The 15,679-nt window shown below is 67.3% G+C and carries 11 protein-coding genes and 1 tRNA gene; 7 read left to right on the forward strand and 5 right to left on the reverse strand.

Translation table 11 applies throughout. The annotated features are described in order from the left end of the window. Together VNO22_16980 and VNO22_16985 are read right to left on the reverse strand one after the other, a co-directional pair. Positions 1-504, reverse strand: a 504-nt coding sequence (locus VNO22_16980; protein HXG63069.1) for a pyruvate dehydrogenase (acetyl-transferring), homodimeric type, incomplete at its 3' end; no start/stop codon positions are given. An 86-nt stretch (positions 505-590) separates the two neighbouring features. Beyond that, entirely contained in the window at positions 591-1,820 is a 1,230-nt protein-coding gene (locus VNO22_16985; GenBank protein ID HXG63070.1) for an NADP-dependent isocitrate dehydrogenase, read from the reverse strand. 72 nt (positions 1,821-1,892) lie between these two features. On the opposite strand from VNO22_16985, the gene VNO22_16990 reads away from it, so the two are divergent. From VNO22_16990 to VNO22_17000, 3 genes are all read left to right on the forward strand, one after another. Next, complete coding sequence (locus tag VNO22_16990) at positions 1,893-3,176, forward strand: alkaline phosphatase D family protein (GenBank protein ID HXG63071.1); 1,284 nt, start codon at positions 1,893-1,895, stop codon at positions 3,174-3,176. A 61-nt stretch (positions 3,177-3,237) separates the two neighbouring features. After that, a tRNA-Ala gene (locus VNO22_16995) sits at positions 3,238-3,313 on the forward strand. 64 nt (positions 3,314-3,377) lie between these two features. Continuing rightward, positions 3,378-6,701 carry an SUMF1/EgtB/PvdO family nonheme iron enzyme gene (locus tag VNO22_17000; GenBank protein HXG63072.1) on the forward strand — a complete coding sequence of 1,108 codons (3,324 nt, stop codon included), beginning with the start codon at positions 3,378-3,380 and terminating at the stop codon, positions 6,699-6,701. Positions 6,702-6,740: 39 nt separating this feature from the next. On the opposite strand, the gene VNO22_17005 is transcribed toward VNO22_17000, so the two are convergent. From VNO22_17005 to coaE, 3 genes are all read right to left on the reverse strand, one after another. Then, positions 6,741-8,723: an enoyl-CoA hydratase-related protein gene (locus VNO22_17005; GenBank protein HXG63073.1), complete on the reverse strand. Its 1,983-nt coding sequence runs from the start codon at positions 8,721-8,723 to the stop codon at positions 6,741-6,743. 65 nt (positions 8,724-8,788) lie between these two features. Then, positions 8,789-10,243 (reverse strand): transcription termination factor Rho, encoded by a 1,455-nt coding sequence (gene rho, locus VNO22_17010; protein HXG63074.1) that lies wholly within the window; start codon positions 10,241-10,243, stop codon positions 8,789-8,791. A 24-nt stretch (positions 10,244-10,267) separates the two neighbouring features. After that, positions 10,268-10,855, reverse strand: a complete 588-nt coding sequence (gene coaE / locus VNO22_17015; GenBank protein ID HXG63075.1) for a dephospho-CoA kinase — start codon at positions 10,853-10,855, stop codon at positions 10,268-10,270. Positions 10,856-11,121: 266 nt separating this feature from the next. Between coaE and VNO22_17020 the strand changes: the two genes are divergently transcribed. The 4 genes from VNO22_17020 to VNO22_17035 form a co-directional block, all read left to right on the forward strand. Continuing rightward, positions 11,122-12,465: a hypothetical protein gene (locus VNO22_17020; GenBank protein HXG63076.1), complete on the forward strand. Its 1,344-nt coding sequence runs from the start codon at positions 11,122-11,124 to the stop codon at positions 12,463-12,465. Between the two features lie 9 nt (positions 12,466-12,474). Next, positions 12,475-13,833, forward strand: a complete 1,359-nt coding sequence (locus tag VNO22_17025; GenBank protein HXG63077.1) for a BRCT domain-containing protein — start codon at positions 12,475-12,477, stop codon at positions 13,831-13,833. A 56-nt stretch (positions 13,834-13,889) separates the two neighbouring features. Continuing rightward, positions 13,890-14,687, forward strand: a complete 798-nt coding sequence (gene tatC / locus VNO22_17030) for a twin-arginine translocase subunit TatC (GenBank protein HXG63078.1) — start codon at positions 13,890-13,892, stop codon at positions 14,685-14,687. Next, positions 14,684-15,679 (forward strand): DUF933 domain-containing protein (locus VNO22_17035; protein ID HXG63079.1); only part of this gene is annotated, 996 nt, incomplete at its 3' end. The genes tatC and VNO22_17035, both read left to right, overlap by 4 nt.

Consider the following 15,679-nt stretch of genomic DNA (forward strand, 5'->3'; position numbering starts at 1 on the left):
GAAGCCTTCCAGGAAGGCGCGGGCGTAGATGCCGGGGGAGGCGTGGCCCTGGAAGTAGACCTGGTCCCCGGGGGCTCCGTCCTCGCGGCCGCGGAAGAAGTGGTTGAATCCCACCTCGTAGAGCGTGCAGGCGGAGGCGTAAGTCGAGATGTGGCCGCCGATGCCGTCCACGTGCTTGTTGGCGCGGTGGACCATGACGGCGGCGTTCCAGCGGATGATGGCGCGCAGGCGTTTTTCGATGCGTTCGTCGCCGGGGAAGGGGGGCTCTTCGGACCGGGGGATGGTGTTGACGTAGGGGGTCTGAACGACTTCCGGCAGATCGATTCCGGCGCGGGAGGACTGCTCGTGGAGGACACGCAGCAGATAGCGCACCCGGTCGGGGCCGTGGTAGACGCGGAGCTGTTCGAGCGCCTCGACCCACTCGGAGGTTTCCTGGGGGTCGACGTCGACTCCGGCCGCCTCTTCCTGGACTTCCTGCTCGTACGGTTCCTGAACGCTGCTCATGAATGCTCCGTCCCTGCTGCCCCCGGATGTGCGATCCGTGATATTTTACCGGGCCCGGCGGCCTTCCGCAACCGGAACCCGATCCTTCATGATTCCCAGCGGCGCCGAAGGTTTTCGGCCAGAAGATCGAGGAAAGGTTCGGTGGGGAGCCACCGGTCGGGCGGGGGTTCCAGCGTGCCGTACACGGACCGCGCCAGATCCTTGGTCATCGTTCCGGACTCGACCGTCTGGACGCAGACCTCTTCGAGGAGGCGCGCGAAGCGGGCCGGCTCGGGGGTTCCGTCGAGCTTGGCCCGGTGGGCGATGGCGCGGGTCCAGGCGAAAATGGAGGCGATGGGATTGGTGCTGGTGACCTTGCCGGCGACGTAGTCGCGGTAATGCTTGGTCACCGTGCCGTGGGCGGCTTCGGCTTCCATCGTGACGCCGTCCGGGCACAGGAGCACCGACGTCATCATCCCGAGCGAGCCGAAGCCCTGGGCGATCATGTCGGACTGGACGTCGCCGTCGTAATTCTTGCAGGCCCAGAGGAAGCCGCCTTCCCACTTGAGGACCTGGGCCACCATGTCGTCGATGAGCCGGTGTTCGTAGGCAAGGCCGCGCTCCTTGAACTTCGCGGCGAACTCGCGGTCGTAGATCTCCTGGAAGACGTCCTTGAAGCGGCCGTCGTAGGTCTTAAGGATGGTGTTCTTGGTGGACAGGTACACCGGCAGTCCCGCCAGGAGGGCGTATTGAAAGCAGGAGCGCGCGAAGTCGGCGATCGACTCGTCCGTATTGAACATGCCCAGACCGATGCCGGGGCCGGAGAACTCGTGAACGGCCCACTCTTCTCGCCGGCCGTCGCGGCCTTCCCAGACGAGCTTGAGCGTTCCGGGGCCGGGCAGGCGGACGTCCTGGGCCTTGTACTGGTCGGCGTGGGCGTGGCGCGCGACGACGATGGGCCGGGTCCAGGCGGGCACCAGCCGCGGCACATTGCGGCAGACGATGGGAGCGCGGAAGATGGTTCCCCCGAGGATGTTGCGGATCGTCCCGTTGGGGGACTTCCACATCTTCTTGAGCTTGAATTCCTTGACGCGCGCCTCGTCCGGGGTGATCGTGGCGCACTTGACGCCGACTTTGTGTTCCCGGATGGCGTGGGCGGCCTCGACGGTGACACGGTCGTCGGTGGCGTCCCGGTTCTGAATGGAGAGATCGTAGGTCTTGAGGTTCAGCTCGAGGAAGGGAAAAAGCAGCCGTTCCTTGATCCACTGCCACAGCACGCGCGTCATCTCGTCGCCGAGGAGGTCTACGAGAACGCCGGAAACGCGGATCTTCTTCATATGGGGGCAAGAGGATAGCACGGCCCGCCGGGGGATTCCAGGATTGCGCGGGTCGGTGGGAAGGAGGAGCCCATGCGGGCATGGTGGCTGGCGGCGGTTCTGGCCGCCGGGGATCCGTACGTGGAGCTCGGGCCGATGGTGGGACACACGGGATCCGACGAGGCGCTCCTCTGGGTGAAGGCTTCGGGGCCGTCCCGGCTCGCGGTGCGATACGGAAGGCGGCCGGATCTGGCCGACGGCCGCCTGACCGGCGGGATTCCGCTCGGCCCCGACACGGATTTCGCCGGGCACGTGCGCGTCACGGAGCTGGAGCCCGCGACGCGGTACTTCTACGCGGTGTTCCTGGACGGTCGCGCCGCGACGGCTCCTCCGTACCCGTCCTTCGTGACGGCGCCGCGGCCCGGGATGCGGGGGCGTTTCCGGTTCGCCTTCGGCTCCTGCGTGGGCGCGAAGGGAGCGGACGCCGCGGCCTGCTGGGGGGACATGGCGGCCAGGACCTCCTTCGATCTGCTGCTTATGCTCGGCGACAATCACTACGCGGACTCCACGGATCCGGCCCTTCAGCGCGCCTCCTACTGGGATCACCGGCGGCCGGCCGGTTTCCGGGAGATCGCCGCGCGCACGCCGACCTACGGTATTTGGGACGACCACGATTACGGCCCCAACAACAGCGACGGCACGGCGCCCGGGAAGGAGGATTCCCTGCGCACGTTCCGGGAGTTCTGGGCGAATCCCGCCTACGGCCAGGAGGACGATCCGGGGGTCTATTTCTCGTTTTCGTGGGGGGACGCGGATTTCTTCATGCTGGACAGCCGCACTCACCGGACGCCGAATCGGGCGCCCGACGACGGAACCAAGACGATGCTCGGCGCCCGCCAGAAGGAATGGCTCAAGCGCGGGCTGGCGGCCTCGCGCGCGTCGCTCAAGTTCGTGGCCTGCGGCAGCGAATGGCAGACGCATACGCAGCCGGACGGCTGGTCGAGCTTTCTCCGGGAGCGCGACGAGATCTTCGGATTCATCCGCGATCGCGGGATCCGCGGCGTGATTTTTCTGTCCGGCGACCGTCATTTCACGGCGGCGTACCAGATTCAGGGCCGGTTCCTCGAGTTCACCTCCGGACCCCTCGGGAGCTCCAATGCCCGGCCGAAGGAGGCGCCCGAAATGATCCTGTGTCACGCGGAGGGAAAGCTCTACGCCGTGGCCGAGGCCGACACGACGGGGGAACGGCCGGCGGTGACGCTGGAAGTGTACCGGGCGGGGGAGGGGTTGCGGGAGCGGCGCCCTTTCACGGCGGAGGAGATCGACGGCGAGGTTCGGATTCCTCCGATGGCGTGGCCTCCCGAGCGCCGGCGATAGCGGCGCAAGTGTTTGACCGGGACGGCCGACTGTGGTTTAATCCAGCGCGCACGTCCGACGTGGGCCTGTAGCTCAGTTGGGAGAGCGCGGCACTCGCATTGCCGAGGTCGTGGGTTCGAATCCCATCAGGTCCACCATCTTCTTCCGCGCTTGACGGTCCTTTCCGCGTGCTCTATTCTCGGAACCGGGGGGATAAGGAGCATGGCGGAGCGCGCTTCCGACGAGGCTCTGGCGCAGCATCTGCTCAAAGCCGGTTTCGTCACCGAAGCCGAGCTTCGGGAAGCGATGCGCCTTCGGGCGGAGCGCGCTTCCGAAGGACACCCCCGGACCCTCGGGGAGATCCTCGTCGAGAAGGGGCTCCTCAGCCCTTCGCAGCTCGAGAAGGCGGAAAAAAAGCTTCATGCGCAACGCGAGTCGAGCTCCCGCCTGGGGCCCTACCGCTTGCTTCGCAAGCTGGGAGAAGGCGGCATGGGCGAGGTCTATCTGGCGGAAGATTCCCGGACCGGCGGCAGGGTGGCGGTCAAGGTCCTGCCCAAGGCCGCCGCCCAGGATGAGGAGATGGTGCGGCGCTTTCGCCGGGAGGTCGATTCGGCCCGCACGCTCGATCATCCGAACATCGTCCGCGCGCACGAGAGCGGCGTGGACCGGGGCTACCACTACTATGTCATGGAGTTCGTCGAAGGGGAAACCGTCGGAACGCGTCTCAAGCGGGAGGGCGCGCTTCCGCCCCTGGAGGCCACGCGCCTCATTCTCCAGGTCGCCCGGGGGCTGCACTACGCGCACGGTCGAGGTTTCGTGCATCGCGACGTCAAGCCGGACAACATCATCGTGTCGAAGGACGGCACCGCCAAGATCCTCGACATGGGGCTCTCGAAGAACATCGCCGAGGCGCAGACCTTTCTCACGGTGACCGGCATGGCGCTCGGGACGCCGCACTACATGGCTCCCGAGCAGGCGCGCGGCGATAAGAACATCGACGGCCGCGCGGACATCTACAGTCTGGGGGCGACGTACTACCATCTCGTCACGGGCCAGACGCCGTTTCGGGGAAGCTCGGCCGTCGAGCTTCTCGGCCAGCACCTGAATCAGCAGGTTCCCGACCCTCGCGATGTCCGGGACGGCATTCCCGAAGGGGTCGTGCACGTCCTGCGCAAGATGATGGCCAAAAGCCCCGAGGACCGGTACCGCGACGGCGGGGAGCTGATCGCGGATTTGGAGCGTGTGCTGGAGGGAGCCGAGCCGGTCAGCCGCGCCGTCGAGGCGACGCGGAGCGCGGTCGGAATGCCTCTGCCGGGAGAACTCCGCCGGCGCTTCCGGGCCCGGCTCCGGCACGAGTCGGCGGCCCGGCCCGCCGCTTCCGTTCGGAAGGGCTCCCGGTTTCGGGTCCCCATCGCTTTCGGCGCGGCGGCGGTCGCGGCGGCGATCCTGGCGATCGGGGCGTTCGGCCGCCGAAGTGCGCCGGATCCCGTATCGCGCGCTCCCTCCCGTCCGGAAACGCCGGCTCTGCAGGCGCCGGCTTCTCCGGAGCAGGCTCCTGCAGCGGAGGTTTCGCGGCCCCCTTTGCCGGCCGAGGCGCGTTCCGAGGAGGCTCCGCGGAAGCCTGACGGGGTCGCCGTCCTCCCGGACCGGCCAAGGGTCCCGAAGAACGAGGGCGAGTCTCCGCGGCCGCCCGAATCGTCGCCGCCTCCTCCGCCCGCCCCTCCGGCGGTCGAACCCGCGCCGAAGGCGGGCGTTCCCGCCCCGCCCCCGGCTCCGGTCCCGGCGGCCCCGGATCCCGTGGAGCGTCCTGCGGCGGCTCCGGCCGCGTCCCCTCCGGAGGCCCCTCCGGCGGGCGTTGCCTCGGCCGGACCGGCACGGCGGAAACGTCCGATCCCGGAATCGGGCCGGCTGCGCGAGGTGACCGAAGCGCTCCGCCGGAGCTTCGCGGTCGATGCGGCTCGGACGGGGGCCGACAAGGGGGCGCTGGCCCGCAAGCTCCTGGAGAAGGCCCGCGCTTCCGAGACGTCGGAGGCGGAGCTTTACGGACTGCTCAGCCTTGCCCGGGCGCTGGCCGTTCAGGCCCATGACGTCCGGACCGCGCTCGAGGCGCTGGATCTTCTGGCGGGGGCCTTCGAGGTGAAGGAATTGGAGGAAAAGTCGGAGCTCCTTCTGAAGACGCCGGTTCGAGCCGGGGAGGCGGCCTCCTGGGCGGCGGCGGCCCTCGAAGTGGCCGATCAGGCGATCGAGGAGGAGGATTACGAAACCGCCCTGCGGCTGGCGGCTCGGGCCGAAACGCTCGCGCGGGGCGTGGGGGACAAGGAGACGCTGGAGGAGGCGCGGCGGCGGGCCCGCGAGGCCGCCGACCTGCGCCGGATGGCGGAAGGCGTGCGCTCGTACGTTCGCACGCTGGAGAGGAAACCGGAGGATGCTTCGGCCGGCGCGGCCGTGGGCAAGTTTCTGTGTCTGGCGCGGGGGGAATGGGTCCGCGGGCTTGCGTTGCTTCTGAGAAGCCCGGATCCCGCCTGGAGAGCTCTGGCGGAGGGCGAACGGGAGGCGCCCACGGATCCCGCCCGCCGCGTGGCTCTGGCGGAAGCGTGGGCGGCGCAGGCCGAAAAGGAGACGCCGAGTTATAAGATTCGCGCCCGGGGGCGTGCCGCCGAATGGCTGGAGCGCGCGATTCCGCAATTGACGGGGCCCGCGCGCACGGCGGCGGAGCGGAAGCTGGCCGCTCTGGGTTCCGAAGTCCGCCCGCGGGCGGGCCGGATCCTGGATCTCGGCGACGGACTGCGGCTGGAGCTGGTGACGCTGCGCCCCGGCGTTTTCATGATGGGAAGCGCGGACCTCCTTCCGGAGCCTTGGTCCCGGGACGAACGACCGTCTCATCGGGTTGAACTCACCCGCGAATTTCAACTGGCTCGATACGAGCTGACCCGCGGCGCTTTTGAGGCGTTCGTGCGGGCGACCGGCTATGGGACGGAGACCGAGAAAGTCGGCAGGCTCGGGATCCGCAGGGCGCAGGAAGGATGGGGATGGGCGGAGGGGTTGAGTTGGCGGAACCTGAATTTTCTTCAGACGGACGATCATCCGGTCGTGGGGATCAGCTGGAACGACGCCGTTGCTTTCTGCGAGTGGGCGACGCGCCGGTCGGGCCGCTGGGTCCGTCTGCCGACGGAAGCGGAGTGGGAATATGCCTGCCGGGCGGGCACCGCGACGCGGTGGAGCTTCGGGGACGAGGAGGCGGAGATGGACCGGCACGGCTGGTACATCGCCAATGCCGGATGGGCGACGCATCCCGTGGGCCGAAAGCGTCCGAATCCCTGGGGTCTCTACGACATGCACGGCAACGTGTGGGAGTGGTGCCAGGACTGGTGGGGGCCCTATGGAGGCGACGCCCGCGATCCTCAAGGGCCTTTGCAGGGACGGGAGCGCGTCCTGCGGGGAGGATGCTGGGATAACGAGGCGCGGCACTGCCGGTCCACGCTTCGTCACGCCATTCCTCCTTCGCAGGCCTTCACCACGGTCGGATTCCGGATCGCCGTTCGGTAGGGCCCCGATCGGGACGGGGGAGTCTCCGTTCGAGAGACGCTAGGCGTGGACGAACGCCGCCGGCTGCTTGAGGCCGGTGCGGAGGAAGTTTTCCAGTCCGATCCGGCAGTCCCGGGTGCGGAAAACCTCTCCGAAGAGCTCCGATTCCCGCCGCAATCCTTCCTCCAGAGGGAGAGGCGCCCCCTCGAGAATGGCCCGCCGGAGAATTTCGTCCACTTTCCGGGAGAGTCCTTCGAGGGGGACCTCCGGCAGCGCCGCGGGGGGAGGGACGGGCGGGAGGGGAGAAGCCGGGGGAAGCGAGCGGGCCAGCGCGATCGCGCGGTCGAGGAGCGCCTCCGGCTCGACCTCCTCGCGGATCAGGCCCAGGCGGAGCGCCTCCGCGCCAGAGATCGACCCGCCCGTGCGAAGAAGCTTCCAGGCGGCGGCGAAGTCGATCAGGCGCGGGAGGCGCTGGGTGCCTCCGGCGCCGGGGATGATGCCCAGCTTGACTTCCGGCTGGCCGAAAAGGGGCGTCACTCCGCGCCGGGCGATCCGGGCGGCGCACGCGTAGGCCAGCTCGCTTCCTCCGCCGAGCGAAAGTCCGTTCAGGGCGCAGACGACGGGTTTCCCCAGGCGTTCCAGGCGCAGCAGCGCTTCGTTCGATTCCCAGGAGAGCGTCTTCGCTTCCTCGGGGGTCTTCACGTTCGCCAGCATGGAGACGTCCGCCCCCGCGGCGAAGGCCTTGGGGCCGAAGCCGGTGAGGACGGCGCCGCGGACGCGAGGGTCCCGGCCGATCGCCTCGACGTGGGCGCGAAGCTGGCGGAAGACGTCGCGGTTGAGGGCGTTGAGGACCCGCGGGCGCCGCAGCGTGAGCACCGCCACGTCGCCCCGATCCTCGCGCAGGACGTACGGAATGTCCCAGGGTCCGTACCGCGAAGGGCGGGGAAAACCGGGAGCGTGCTTGAGAAACGCCTCGACCCGTTCGCGCGTCTTCTCCGGTCCCAGCTCGTTCATGAAGGCGAAGGGGGCCTTCATGGCCAGGCCGAGCTCCACGCCCGGCTCCAGGTCCGCCAGGTCCGCGACGCCGCTTTCGAGCACCTCGAGGGTTAGCGCGAAAAGCGCCCCCGAGAGCTCGCGTTCGACGATTTCGAAGACCCGGGCGCTGTAGCTGAAGGTCTCTCCCTTGTCGGCCTGGGGCCACGGGCGGCCGGTGGCGGCCTGTTCTTCGAGGGCCCGAGGGGCGTGAAACCACGGGGCGATCTTTTCCCCGTACAGGCGCAGCCCTTCGAGCGTGAGGGGGGTTCCGCCGGTGAGGTTCATGACGGCGAACGGACCGGCGCCCAGGCCCAGCACGCGGCAGGCGATCGCGTCCACGACGGGCGGGGCGATGCCTTCCCGCTCCGAAAGGAGCAGGCCTGCGAGAAAGAGCCCCTCGAAGATGGGGTTGACGGCGAAGCCCGCGCGCCCGCGGACGCGCAAGGGGACCTTGCCCAGGGCTTCATAGAACCGGCGGGACCACTCGGCCGCCTCGGCGGCCTTTTCCGTGGCGGCGATTTCGACGATCGGGTTGCGCTCGGCCGGGTAGAAGAAGTGATGGACGAGAGCGCGCTCCGGACGCCGGAGTCCCGCGAAGAGCTCTTCCGGGGTCCGGTGGGAAGTGTTCGAGGCGAGGATCGCGCCGGGGGGAACGATTTCTTCGAGTCGCGCGAAGAGGGCGCGCTTGAGGTCGAGCCGGTCCGGGATGGCCTCGACGACCAGATCGCACCCCGCCAGGGCGCCAAGGTCCGTGGCGTACGTCACGCGGCGCGCGATCGCTTCCGCTTCAGGCGGGGCGAAGGCGCCCGTTTCGACCCCTTTTTGCAGCTTGCGGGCGATCGACGCGCGGCCGCGTTCGAGCGCCTCCGGCGCGACGTCGTGCAGGCAGACCGGGACGTCGCGGCCCAGGAGGGTCCGCGCGAAGAAGAGCGCGATGTCGGGACCGATGCGGCCGGAGCCGACGACGCCTACGCGGCCGAGCGGGCGTCCGAAGAAGGAGGTGCCCATCGACCGCCCGAGGATACACCGGGAAGGCCGGGCGTCCAGAAAAAAGGCGCCTTCGGGGAACCGGGCTAGGACCAGTCGGAGCGGCCCAGGCTCATCAGGAATTCCGCGTTCGACTTGGTCTTCTTGAGCCGGTCGATGAGGGTTTCCATGGCCTCGATGAGCTTCATGTCGGCCAGGACCTTGCGGAGCATCCAGATGCGGGCCATCTCGTCCTTGTGAAGGAGCAGTTCCTCGCGGCGGGTGCCCGACCGGGTCAGGTCGAAGGAGGGGAAGATCCGGCGGTCGGCCAGCTCGCGCACGAGGTGGAGCTCGCTGTTGCCGGTGCCCTTGAATTCCTCGAAGATGACCTCGTCCATGCGGGAGCCGGTATCGACGAGGCAGCTTCCGATGATCGTGAGAGAGCCTCCCTCCTCGATCTTGCGGGCCGCGCCGAAGAAGCGCTTGGGGCCCTGGAACGCCGTCGAGTCGATGCCGCCCGAGAGGATGCGGCCCGAGTGGGGGGCTTCGGTGTTGTAGGCGCGCGTCATGCGGGTGATCGAATCCACCAGGATGACCACGTCCTTCTTGTGTTCGACCAGGCGCTTGGCCTTCTCGAGCACCATTTCGGTCACCTGGATGTGCCGGGAAGGGGGCTCGTCGAAGCAGGAGGCGATGACCTCGGCCTCGCCCTTGAGGTTGCGCTTGAAGTCGGTGACCTCTTCGGGCCGCTCGTCGATGAGCAGCACGATGAGGTAGATCTCCGGATGGTTTCGGATGATCGAGTTGGCGATCTTCTGGAGCAGGACGGTTTTCCCCGTGCGCGGCGGGGCCACGATGAGGGCGCGCTGGCCCTTGCCGATCGGCGCGATCATGTCGAGCACGCGCATGGAGAGCTCTCCCGGGTCGGTCTCCAGCCGGATGCGTTCGATGGGGTGAAGCGGCGTGAGGTTTTCGAACGCGATCCGGGCCTGGGCGGCCTCGGGGTTTTCGTGGTTGATGAGTTCGACCTTGAGGAGCGCGAAGTACTTCTCGCCGTCCTTGGGCGGCCGGATCTGGCCGCTGATGACGTTTCCGGTCCGCATGCCGAAGCGGCGGATCTGGGAGGGCGAGATGTAGATGTCGTCCGGGCAGGGCAGGTAGTTGTACTTGGGAGACCGGAGGAAGCCGAACCCTTCCGGCAGGACCTCCAGCACGCCCTCGCCGAAGAGCAGGCCGTTCTGCTTGGCCTTCTCCTGGATGATCTTGTAGATGATTTCCTGCTTCTTCAGGCCCATGACCTCCTTGATGCCCTCCTGGCGGGCGAACTTGAGGAGGTCGGCCATGGTGCATTCCTGGAGCTTGGAGAGATAGATTTCCTCCCGCTTGACGCGCTCGTACTTTTCGTGGGTGTCCGGGACCGTCCGGGGAGGGGGCGCCTCGGGGGCGACCGCGGCCGGGGGAGGCGGCGCGGCGGCGGGCTCCGGTTCGGGAGCCGACCCGCCGTTGACGGCCGCCTTCACTTCGGGGGTTTCTTCCGACTCTCTCGCTTTGCGCGGGGGCATGGGGACTCTCCTATAAGGTGGGCTTCACCTGCACAGACGGCGAAGTTCTTCGTAAATCCTTCGGGCCTGTCTCTCCGTGCGGGATCGGGATCCCGCGTTGTCGATGACGTAGTCGGCCTTCCTACTCTTATACGCGACGGGCCACTGAAAGCGCTCCCGGCGCGTCAGCTCTCCGGGACTCCAGCCCCGGGATGCCGCCCGCCGGACGCGCAGGTCCCGCGGGGCGCGCACGAACACAATTCGGTCGCACAGTACGTCGGCGCCGGTCTCGAAAAGGAGCGCGGCGTCGAGCACCACGCACCCGCGGGCCCGGCGGAGCCTCCGGCGGATCTCCCGAAGAATCGCCGGGTGGACGATCCGGTTGAGCCGCTCTATCGAGCGCCGCGACCGGAACGCCTCGCGGGCCAGCGCTCGGCGGTCCACCCGTCCGTTCCGGAAGATGGCGGTTCCCCAGGCGCGCCTCAGGCGCGCGCGGATGCCCGGCCGGTCCAGCACGCGGTGCCCCACGGCGTCCGCGTCCACGACCCGGGCGCCCCATTTCCGAAAGAGCGCGGCGACCGTGCTCTTGCCGCTTCCTACGCCTCCGGCCAGACCGACCACGAGGCGTTTCACCGTCGATTCGGGAATTTCCGCTCTTGAGAGGCTTTGGACTCGAGTGACGTCGACTCCATCGCAAGTGTACTTTCCGGCCCTCCGGGTGTCAATCGAAAAACGAACCCTCCGCGCGAAGCCGCCCCTCGGCTTCTTGGCGAAGGCGGCGCAGGAATCGCCCCCGCCCGATCCGTCTTAACCTGAGGGGGCGTTTTCGGGATATTCTTGACGCCCGGACGCCGCCCCCTAGAATAAAGGCTCTTACCCAGGCCCGACGGAGAGCGATTATGATTCGCCCCAGGCGACGCGACGCCGGCATCTCCATGATCCTCGTGGTCGTCCTTCTGCTGATCACGATGATCCTCGTCGTGGCGGCCACCCTCCTGCACGCCGAGTATCGGCAGAAGGAGCGCGCCGCCGCCGCGCTGCGCAAGGAGCATGACCGGCTCCTCCACGAGGAAAGCGAGCTCAAGTCCCTGATGACCCGCGTCAACGAACCCACGGGCTTCAAGATGCCGGAGGACGGCGCCACGCTTCCCTCCCGGGAGGCCGAAGACCTGGCCCGCCGGAAGCGCCAGGAGTACGTCAGCGCCGAAAACCTCAGTCGGGTGCCCCTGGCTCCGCCTCTCGAGGGGCGGCCCCGGCCCCCCGTGAATCCGGAGGTGGCCCGGCGGTTCGAGTCCGCCCGCGACGAAAGCCGCGTCTACGCCACCCTTCAGGAGCTGACCCGGCTGGCGGCCGCCCGGGCGTTCCTCTATAAGACCCGCGCCGACCAGCTGGCGCTGGAACTCGAGATCGCCAAGGAACAGACCCGCAACCGGGAGGCCGTCAAGGACGACTTCCCGAAGCGCAAGAGGGAGGAAAACGACCGGCTCGTCCAGGAAATCAGCCGGCTCAACACGCAAATCTCCAACGAGAACAACGACTTCAACGCCCGCAAGGCCCAGCTGACCGAAGCGAAGGCCAAGGCGGAGGCTGAAATTCAGGAGGAAACCCAGAAGTACGCCCAGGACGAGATCCGCTACAAGAACGAGATCAACCGCCTGCGCGACCGTCTGGAGGAGCTCAAGGTCAAGGAGGTCATCACCCACGAGATCGCCTTCGTGCATGGCAAGATCCTCCGGCCGGACGTGCCCAACCGGACCGCCTTCATCGACATCGGGTCGCGCGACCGCGTGGTGCCGGGCCTCAAGTTCCTCGTCGGCAAGCGCGGCGTCCAGGGCAAGTTCGAGTACAAGGCCAAAATCGAGGTGAAGAAGGTCTGGAGCGACACGAGCGAGGTCTCGATCATCGAGGTCTACGACCCCACGCTTCATCCCGTCGTCGACGGCGACTTCATCGTGAATCCGCTTTTCTCCAAGGAGCGCCCGATCGTCGTGGCGTTCGTGGGGGAGGAGCAGCCCATCCGGCTGCGGTACTCGGTGGACGAAGCGTCCCGCCGCATCCGCGAGATCGGAAGCGAGGTGCGCAAGGACGTGACGCTGGACGTGGATTACGTCATCTTCACCGAAGGCAAGATGGAGCAGGGGGGGCGGCGGGATCCCAAGAGCTACGAGGGGTACCGGAAGGCGGTCTTCCTGGAGATCCCGATCGCGGAGGCGTCGGACGTCTACAGGTTCCTCGGGGATTAGGAGACGCCCATGGCCGAATTCGTCACCAAGAAGGAAAACGGGCGGCGCCTGGCGATCATCATCCTGTGCGTCATCGCCGACGCCGTGGCCCTGGCGGTCGGAATCTGGGCGCTCAAGAAGACCAACGACGTCGAGAAAAAGCCCGAAAACCCCTTCAGCATCGCCGCGATGACCAAGAAGGTGCTCGAGCAGCGCCAGATCAACCGGGCTTTGGAAGATCAGCTCCTGGCCTACGGGACCCGCATCGGATGGAAAGTCGATCCGACCGGGTCCGCCGACCGCTTCCAGTCCGTCCCCCTCCAGGCCGAGGCTCTGAAGAGCTTCCTGAGCGACGCCGTCAAGCCCCGCAAGGAGCGCGAGGCGGCCGGCGAGAAGAGTCTCTTCCAGCACCTCGGGATCACGAGCAAGCCCTACAAGCGCTGGGACGATCCGGGCGGGGGCGAAAATCTCACCCTGACCGCCTACTTCGAGGAGGTGCTCGCCAAGGAGAAGGAGTTCCAGAACCGGATCGCCGAGCTCGAAAACCAGATCAAGGCGGAGCTCGAGCGGGAAAAGCAGATCCGCCGGGAAACCGAGGAGGCCAACAAGGCCGAGCAGAGCAAGCTCGACGGCGGCGCGGCCGCCAACCAGCCGGCCGCCGGCAACATCGGGGACTACATCCGCATCATCAAGGATCTCAACCAGGCCGAGCGCACCCACGCGGAGGAGCTGGCCGTGCTCGACCGCGAGGCCCGCGAGGCCCAGAACAAGGCGACGGAAGTCAAAAACGATTTCCTGCGCAAGCGCGCCGCGCACGAGGCCGTGAAGGCGGACCTCACCCGCCGCATCGACACGATCCTTCACCGGAGGGCCGAAGCGGCGGAGCTGCGCGAAGAGGACGGCGTGATCCTCGCGATCAACGAGGCGCGCCAGATCTGTTACATCAACCTGCTCCGGAAGGACCGTCTCTTCAAGGGCACGAAATTCACGGTCTTCTCGCTCGAGAAGGGCGGCCAGAAGCTCGACAAGGGCACGATCGAGGTGATCGACGTCCGCGAGGACGTCTCCAGCGTCTGCGCGATCCTCAGGGTGAACAATCCCGACTGGCCGCTCAAGGCGGGCGACAAGATCTATAACGAGCTCTACGAGGGCGGCCGGCCGCGCCATATCGCCTTCGCCGGCCGCTTCACGGGAAAGCTTTCCAACGACGAGGCGGCGGCCCTCATCCGGAAGTTCGGGGACTTCTACCAGGAAAAGGTCGACGAGAAGACCAACTACGTCGTCGTCGCCGAAGGGTACGAAGACCACCCCAACTACAAGGCCGCCGTCGAGTACGGGATCAAGATCCTCCGGGAGAAGATCCTGTACGACTACCTGGGCGTGAAATAGAGGCTCCCTCCCCCGGACGCTTCTCCGCGCCCGCGGCCTGTGTTATATTGCCCTCGATGGCCACGGACATGGTGAACCGGCTCCGCCGGCCGGTGGAGGAGGAACCCGAGGTCCGGATGACCTTTGCGGAGCACATCGAGGAGCTCCGCCAACGCCTCCTCAAGTGCGTGATTTTCCTTTGCGCGGCCCTGGTGGCCTCCATGATCTTCAAGGACGCCCTCATCGCCTTCATCGTGGAGCCGCACTTCAAGGCGATGAGAATGCTCGGTCTTTCCGAGGCGGAATCCAAGCTTCTGCCGGGAAGCTACGGCGGGGCGCCGCTGGCCTTCATGAAGCTGGCGTTCATCGTGTCGCTCTTCGTGTCGTCTCCGTGGATCGGGTACCAGCTCTGGGCGTTCGTCAGCGCGGGGCTCTACCGGCATGAGCGCAAGTGGGTCGTGCGGTTCGCCCCCCTCTCGTTCCTGCTGTTCTGCGGCGGCTGCGTCTTCGGATACGTCGTCCTAGTTCCCCTGTGTCTGGTGGGACTGGCGAACTTCATGGGGGCGAAATTCTTCACCAATCAGTATCTTTTCGCGGACTACCTGAACCTCGTGATGCTGATGACCATCATTCTGGGAGGGGTCTTCCAGGTTCCCCTTATCATGGTCTTTCTGTCCAAGATCGGCCTGGTTCACCCGTCCTCCTACAACAAGTGGCGCCGGGCGGCGATCATCGCCAACGTGATCTTCGCCGCGGTCGTCACCCCGGCGGACGTCATCACGATGATCCTGGTGGCCGTCCCTCTCCTCCTTCTTTATGAAGTCGGCGTCGTGCTTTCCTACCTGCTGGCCCCTCCCGCCCGAAAACCTGCATGAGCGAACGCCCCCTCGCCGCCCGCGTCGGCCTGGTCGGCCCCGCCGCCTCGGGTAAAACGACCCTCTTCTCGGCCCTCACCGGGACCGAATACGCCCGCGCGGTGGCCTCGACCGGAAAGGCGATCTCCGCCAGCCTCCGGGTCGTCGATCCGCGCCTGGCCCGCATGCATGAGCGGGAAGGCACGCACAAGAAGCTCGTAACCCCCGTCCTGGAGATCGTGGACGCGCCTTCGATCGCCCTCGAGGGGCCCGACAAGACGGCCAATCCCGGGCGCCTGGCCGCCGTCCGGGAGTGCGACGGTTTTCTGGCGGTGCTCAAGGCGTACGAGGGGGAAGATCCCGCCCGGCAGCTCGAGGCGCTCCGGAGCGAACTGGTCCTGGCCGACCTCGACGTCATGCAGAAGCGCATCGAAAAGCTCCGGGCGGACACGAAGCGCGCGCTGCCCAACCGCGAGGAACTTCAGAGGGAGCTGGCGGTTCTCGAGGGCCTCCTCGAAGCCGTCTCCGGCGGCGACGTCCGCGCCTTCGACCGGCTCGGCCCGGAGGACGAGAAGCGGCTGCGCGGTTTCGCCTTCTACTCGAAAAAGCCTCTTCTGGCGCTCGCGAACGTCGCCGAGAGCGATCTCGGCCGGAGTTTCCCGATGCCCGCCTGCGCCGTGCGCCTGGAGGCGGAGCTCCTCGGGATGGATCCCGCGGAGCGGGCCTCCTTCATGAAGGACTACGGCCTCGAGAAGCTCGCCCTCGAGGAGCTTCCCCTGCGGCTCTACGCAGGAATGGGACTCATCACCTTCTGCACCACCGGTGACAAGGACGTTACCGGCTGGCACCTCCGGCGGGGCGGTACGGCGCTCGAGGCCGCGGCGCGCATTCACACGGATCTGGCCCGGGGCTTCATCAGCTGCGAGGTCCTCTCCTACGAGGAATACTCGAAGTGGAAAAACTACCATGAAGCCCGCGCCCGGGCGCTCAAGCGTACCGAAGGAAAAGGGTAC

This window comes from Planctomycetota bacterium (assembly GCA_035574235.1).
Taxonomy (GTDB): Bacteria; Planctomycetota; MHYJ01; order MHYJ01; family JACPRB01; genus DATLZA01.

Bases quoted from the DNA above. Each gene is read 5' to 3' on its own strand.
- VNO22_16985 (HXG63070.1), bottom strand. From the start codon at position 1,820: ATGAAGAAGATCCGCGTTTCCGGCGTTCTCGTAGACCTCCTCGGCGAC.
- VNO22_17000 (HXG63072.1), top strand. From the start codon at position 3,378: ATGGCGGAGCGCGCTTCCGACGAGGCTCTGGCGCAGCATCTGCTCAAA.
- VNO22_17025 (HXG63077.1), top strand. From the start codon at position 12,475: ATGGCCGAATTCGTCACCAAGAAGGAAAACGGGCGGCGCCTGGCGATC.
- VNO22_17005 (HXG63073.1), bottom strand. From the start codon at position 8,723: ATGGGCACCTCCTTCTTCGGACGCCCGCTCGGCCGCGTAGGCGTCGTC.
- tatC (HXG63078.1), top strand. From the start codon at position 13,890: ATGGCCACGGACATGGTGAACCGGCTCCGCCGGCCGGTGGAGGAGGAA.
- VNO22_17020 (HXG63076.1), top strand. From the start codon at position 11,122: ATGATTCGCCCCAGGCGACGCGACGCCGGCATCTCCATGATCCTCGTG.
- rho (HXG63074.1), bottom strand. From the start codon at position 10,243: ATGCCCCCGCGCAAAGCGAGAGAGTCGGAAGAAACCCCCGAAGTGAAG.
- VNO22_16990 (HXG63071.1), top strand. From the start codon at position 1,893: ATGCGGGCATGGTGGCTGGCGGCGGTTCTGGCCGCCGGGGATCCGTAC.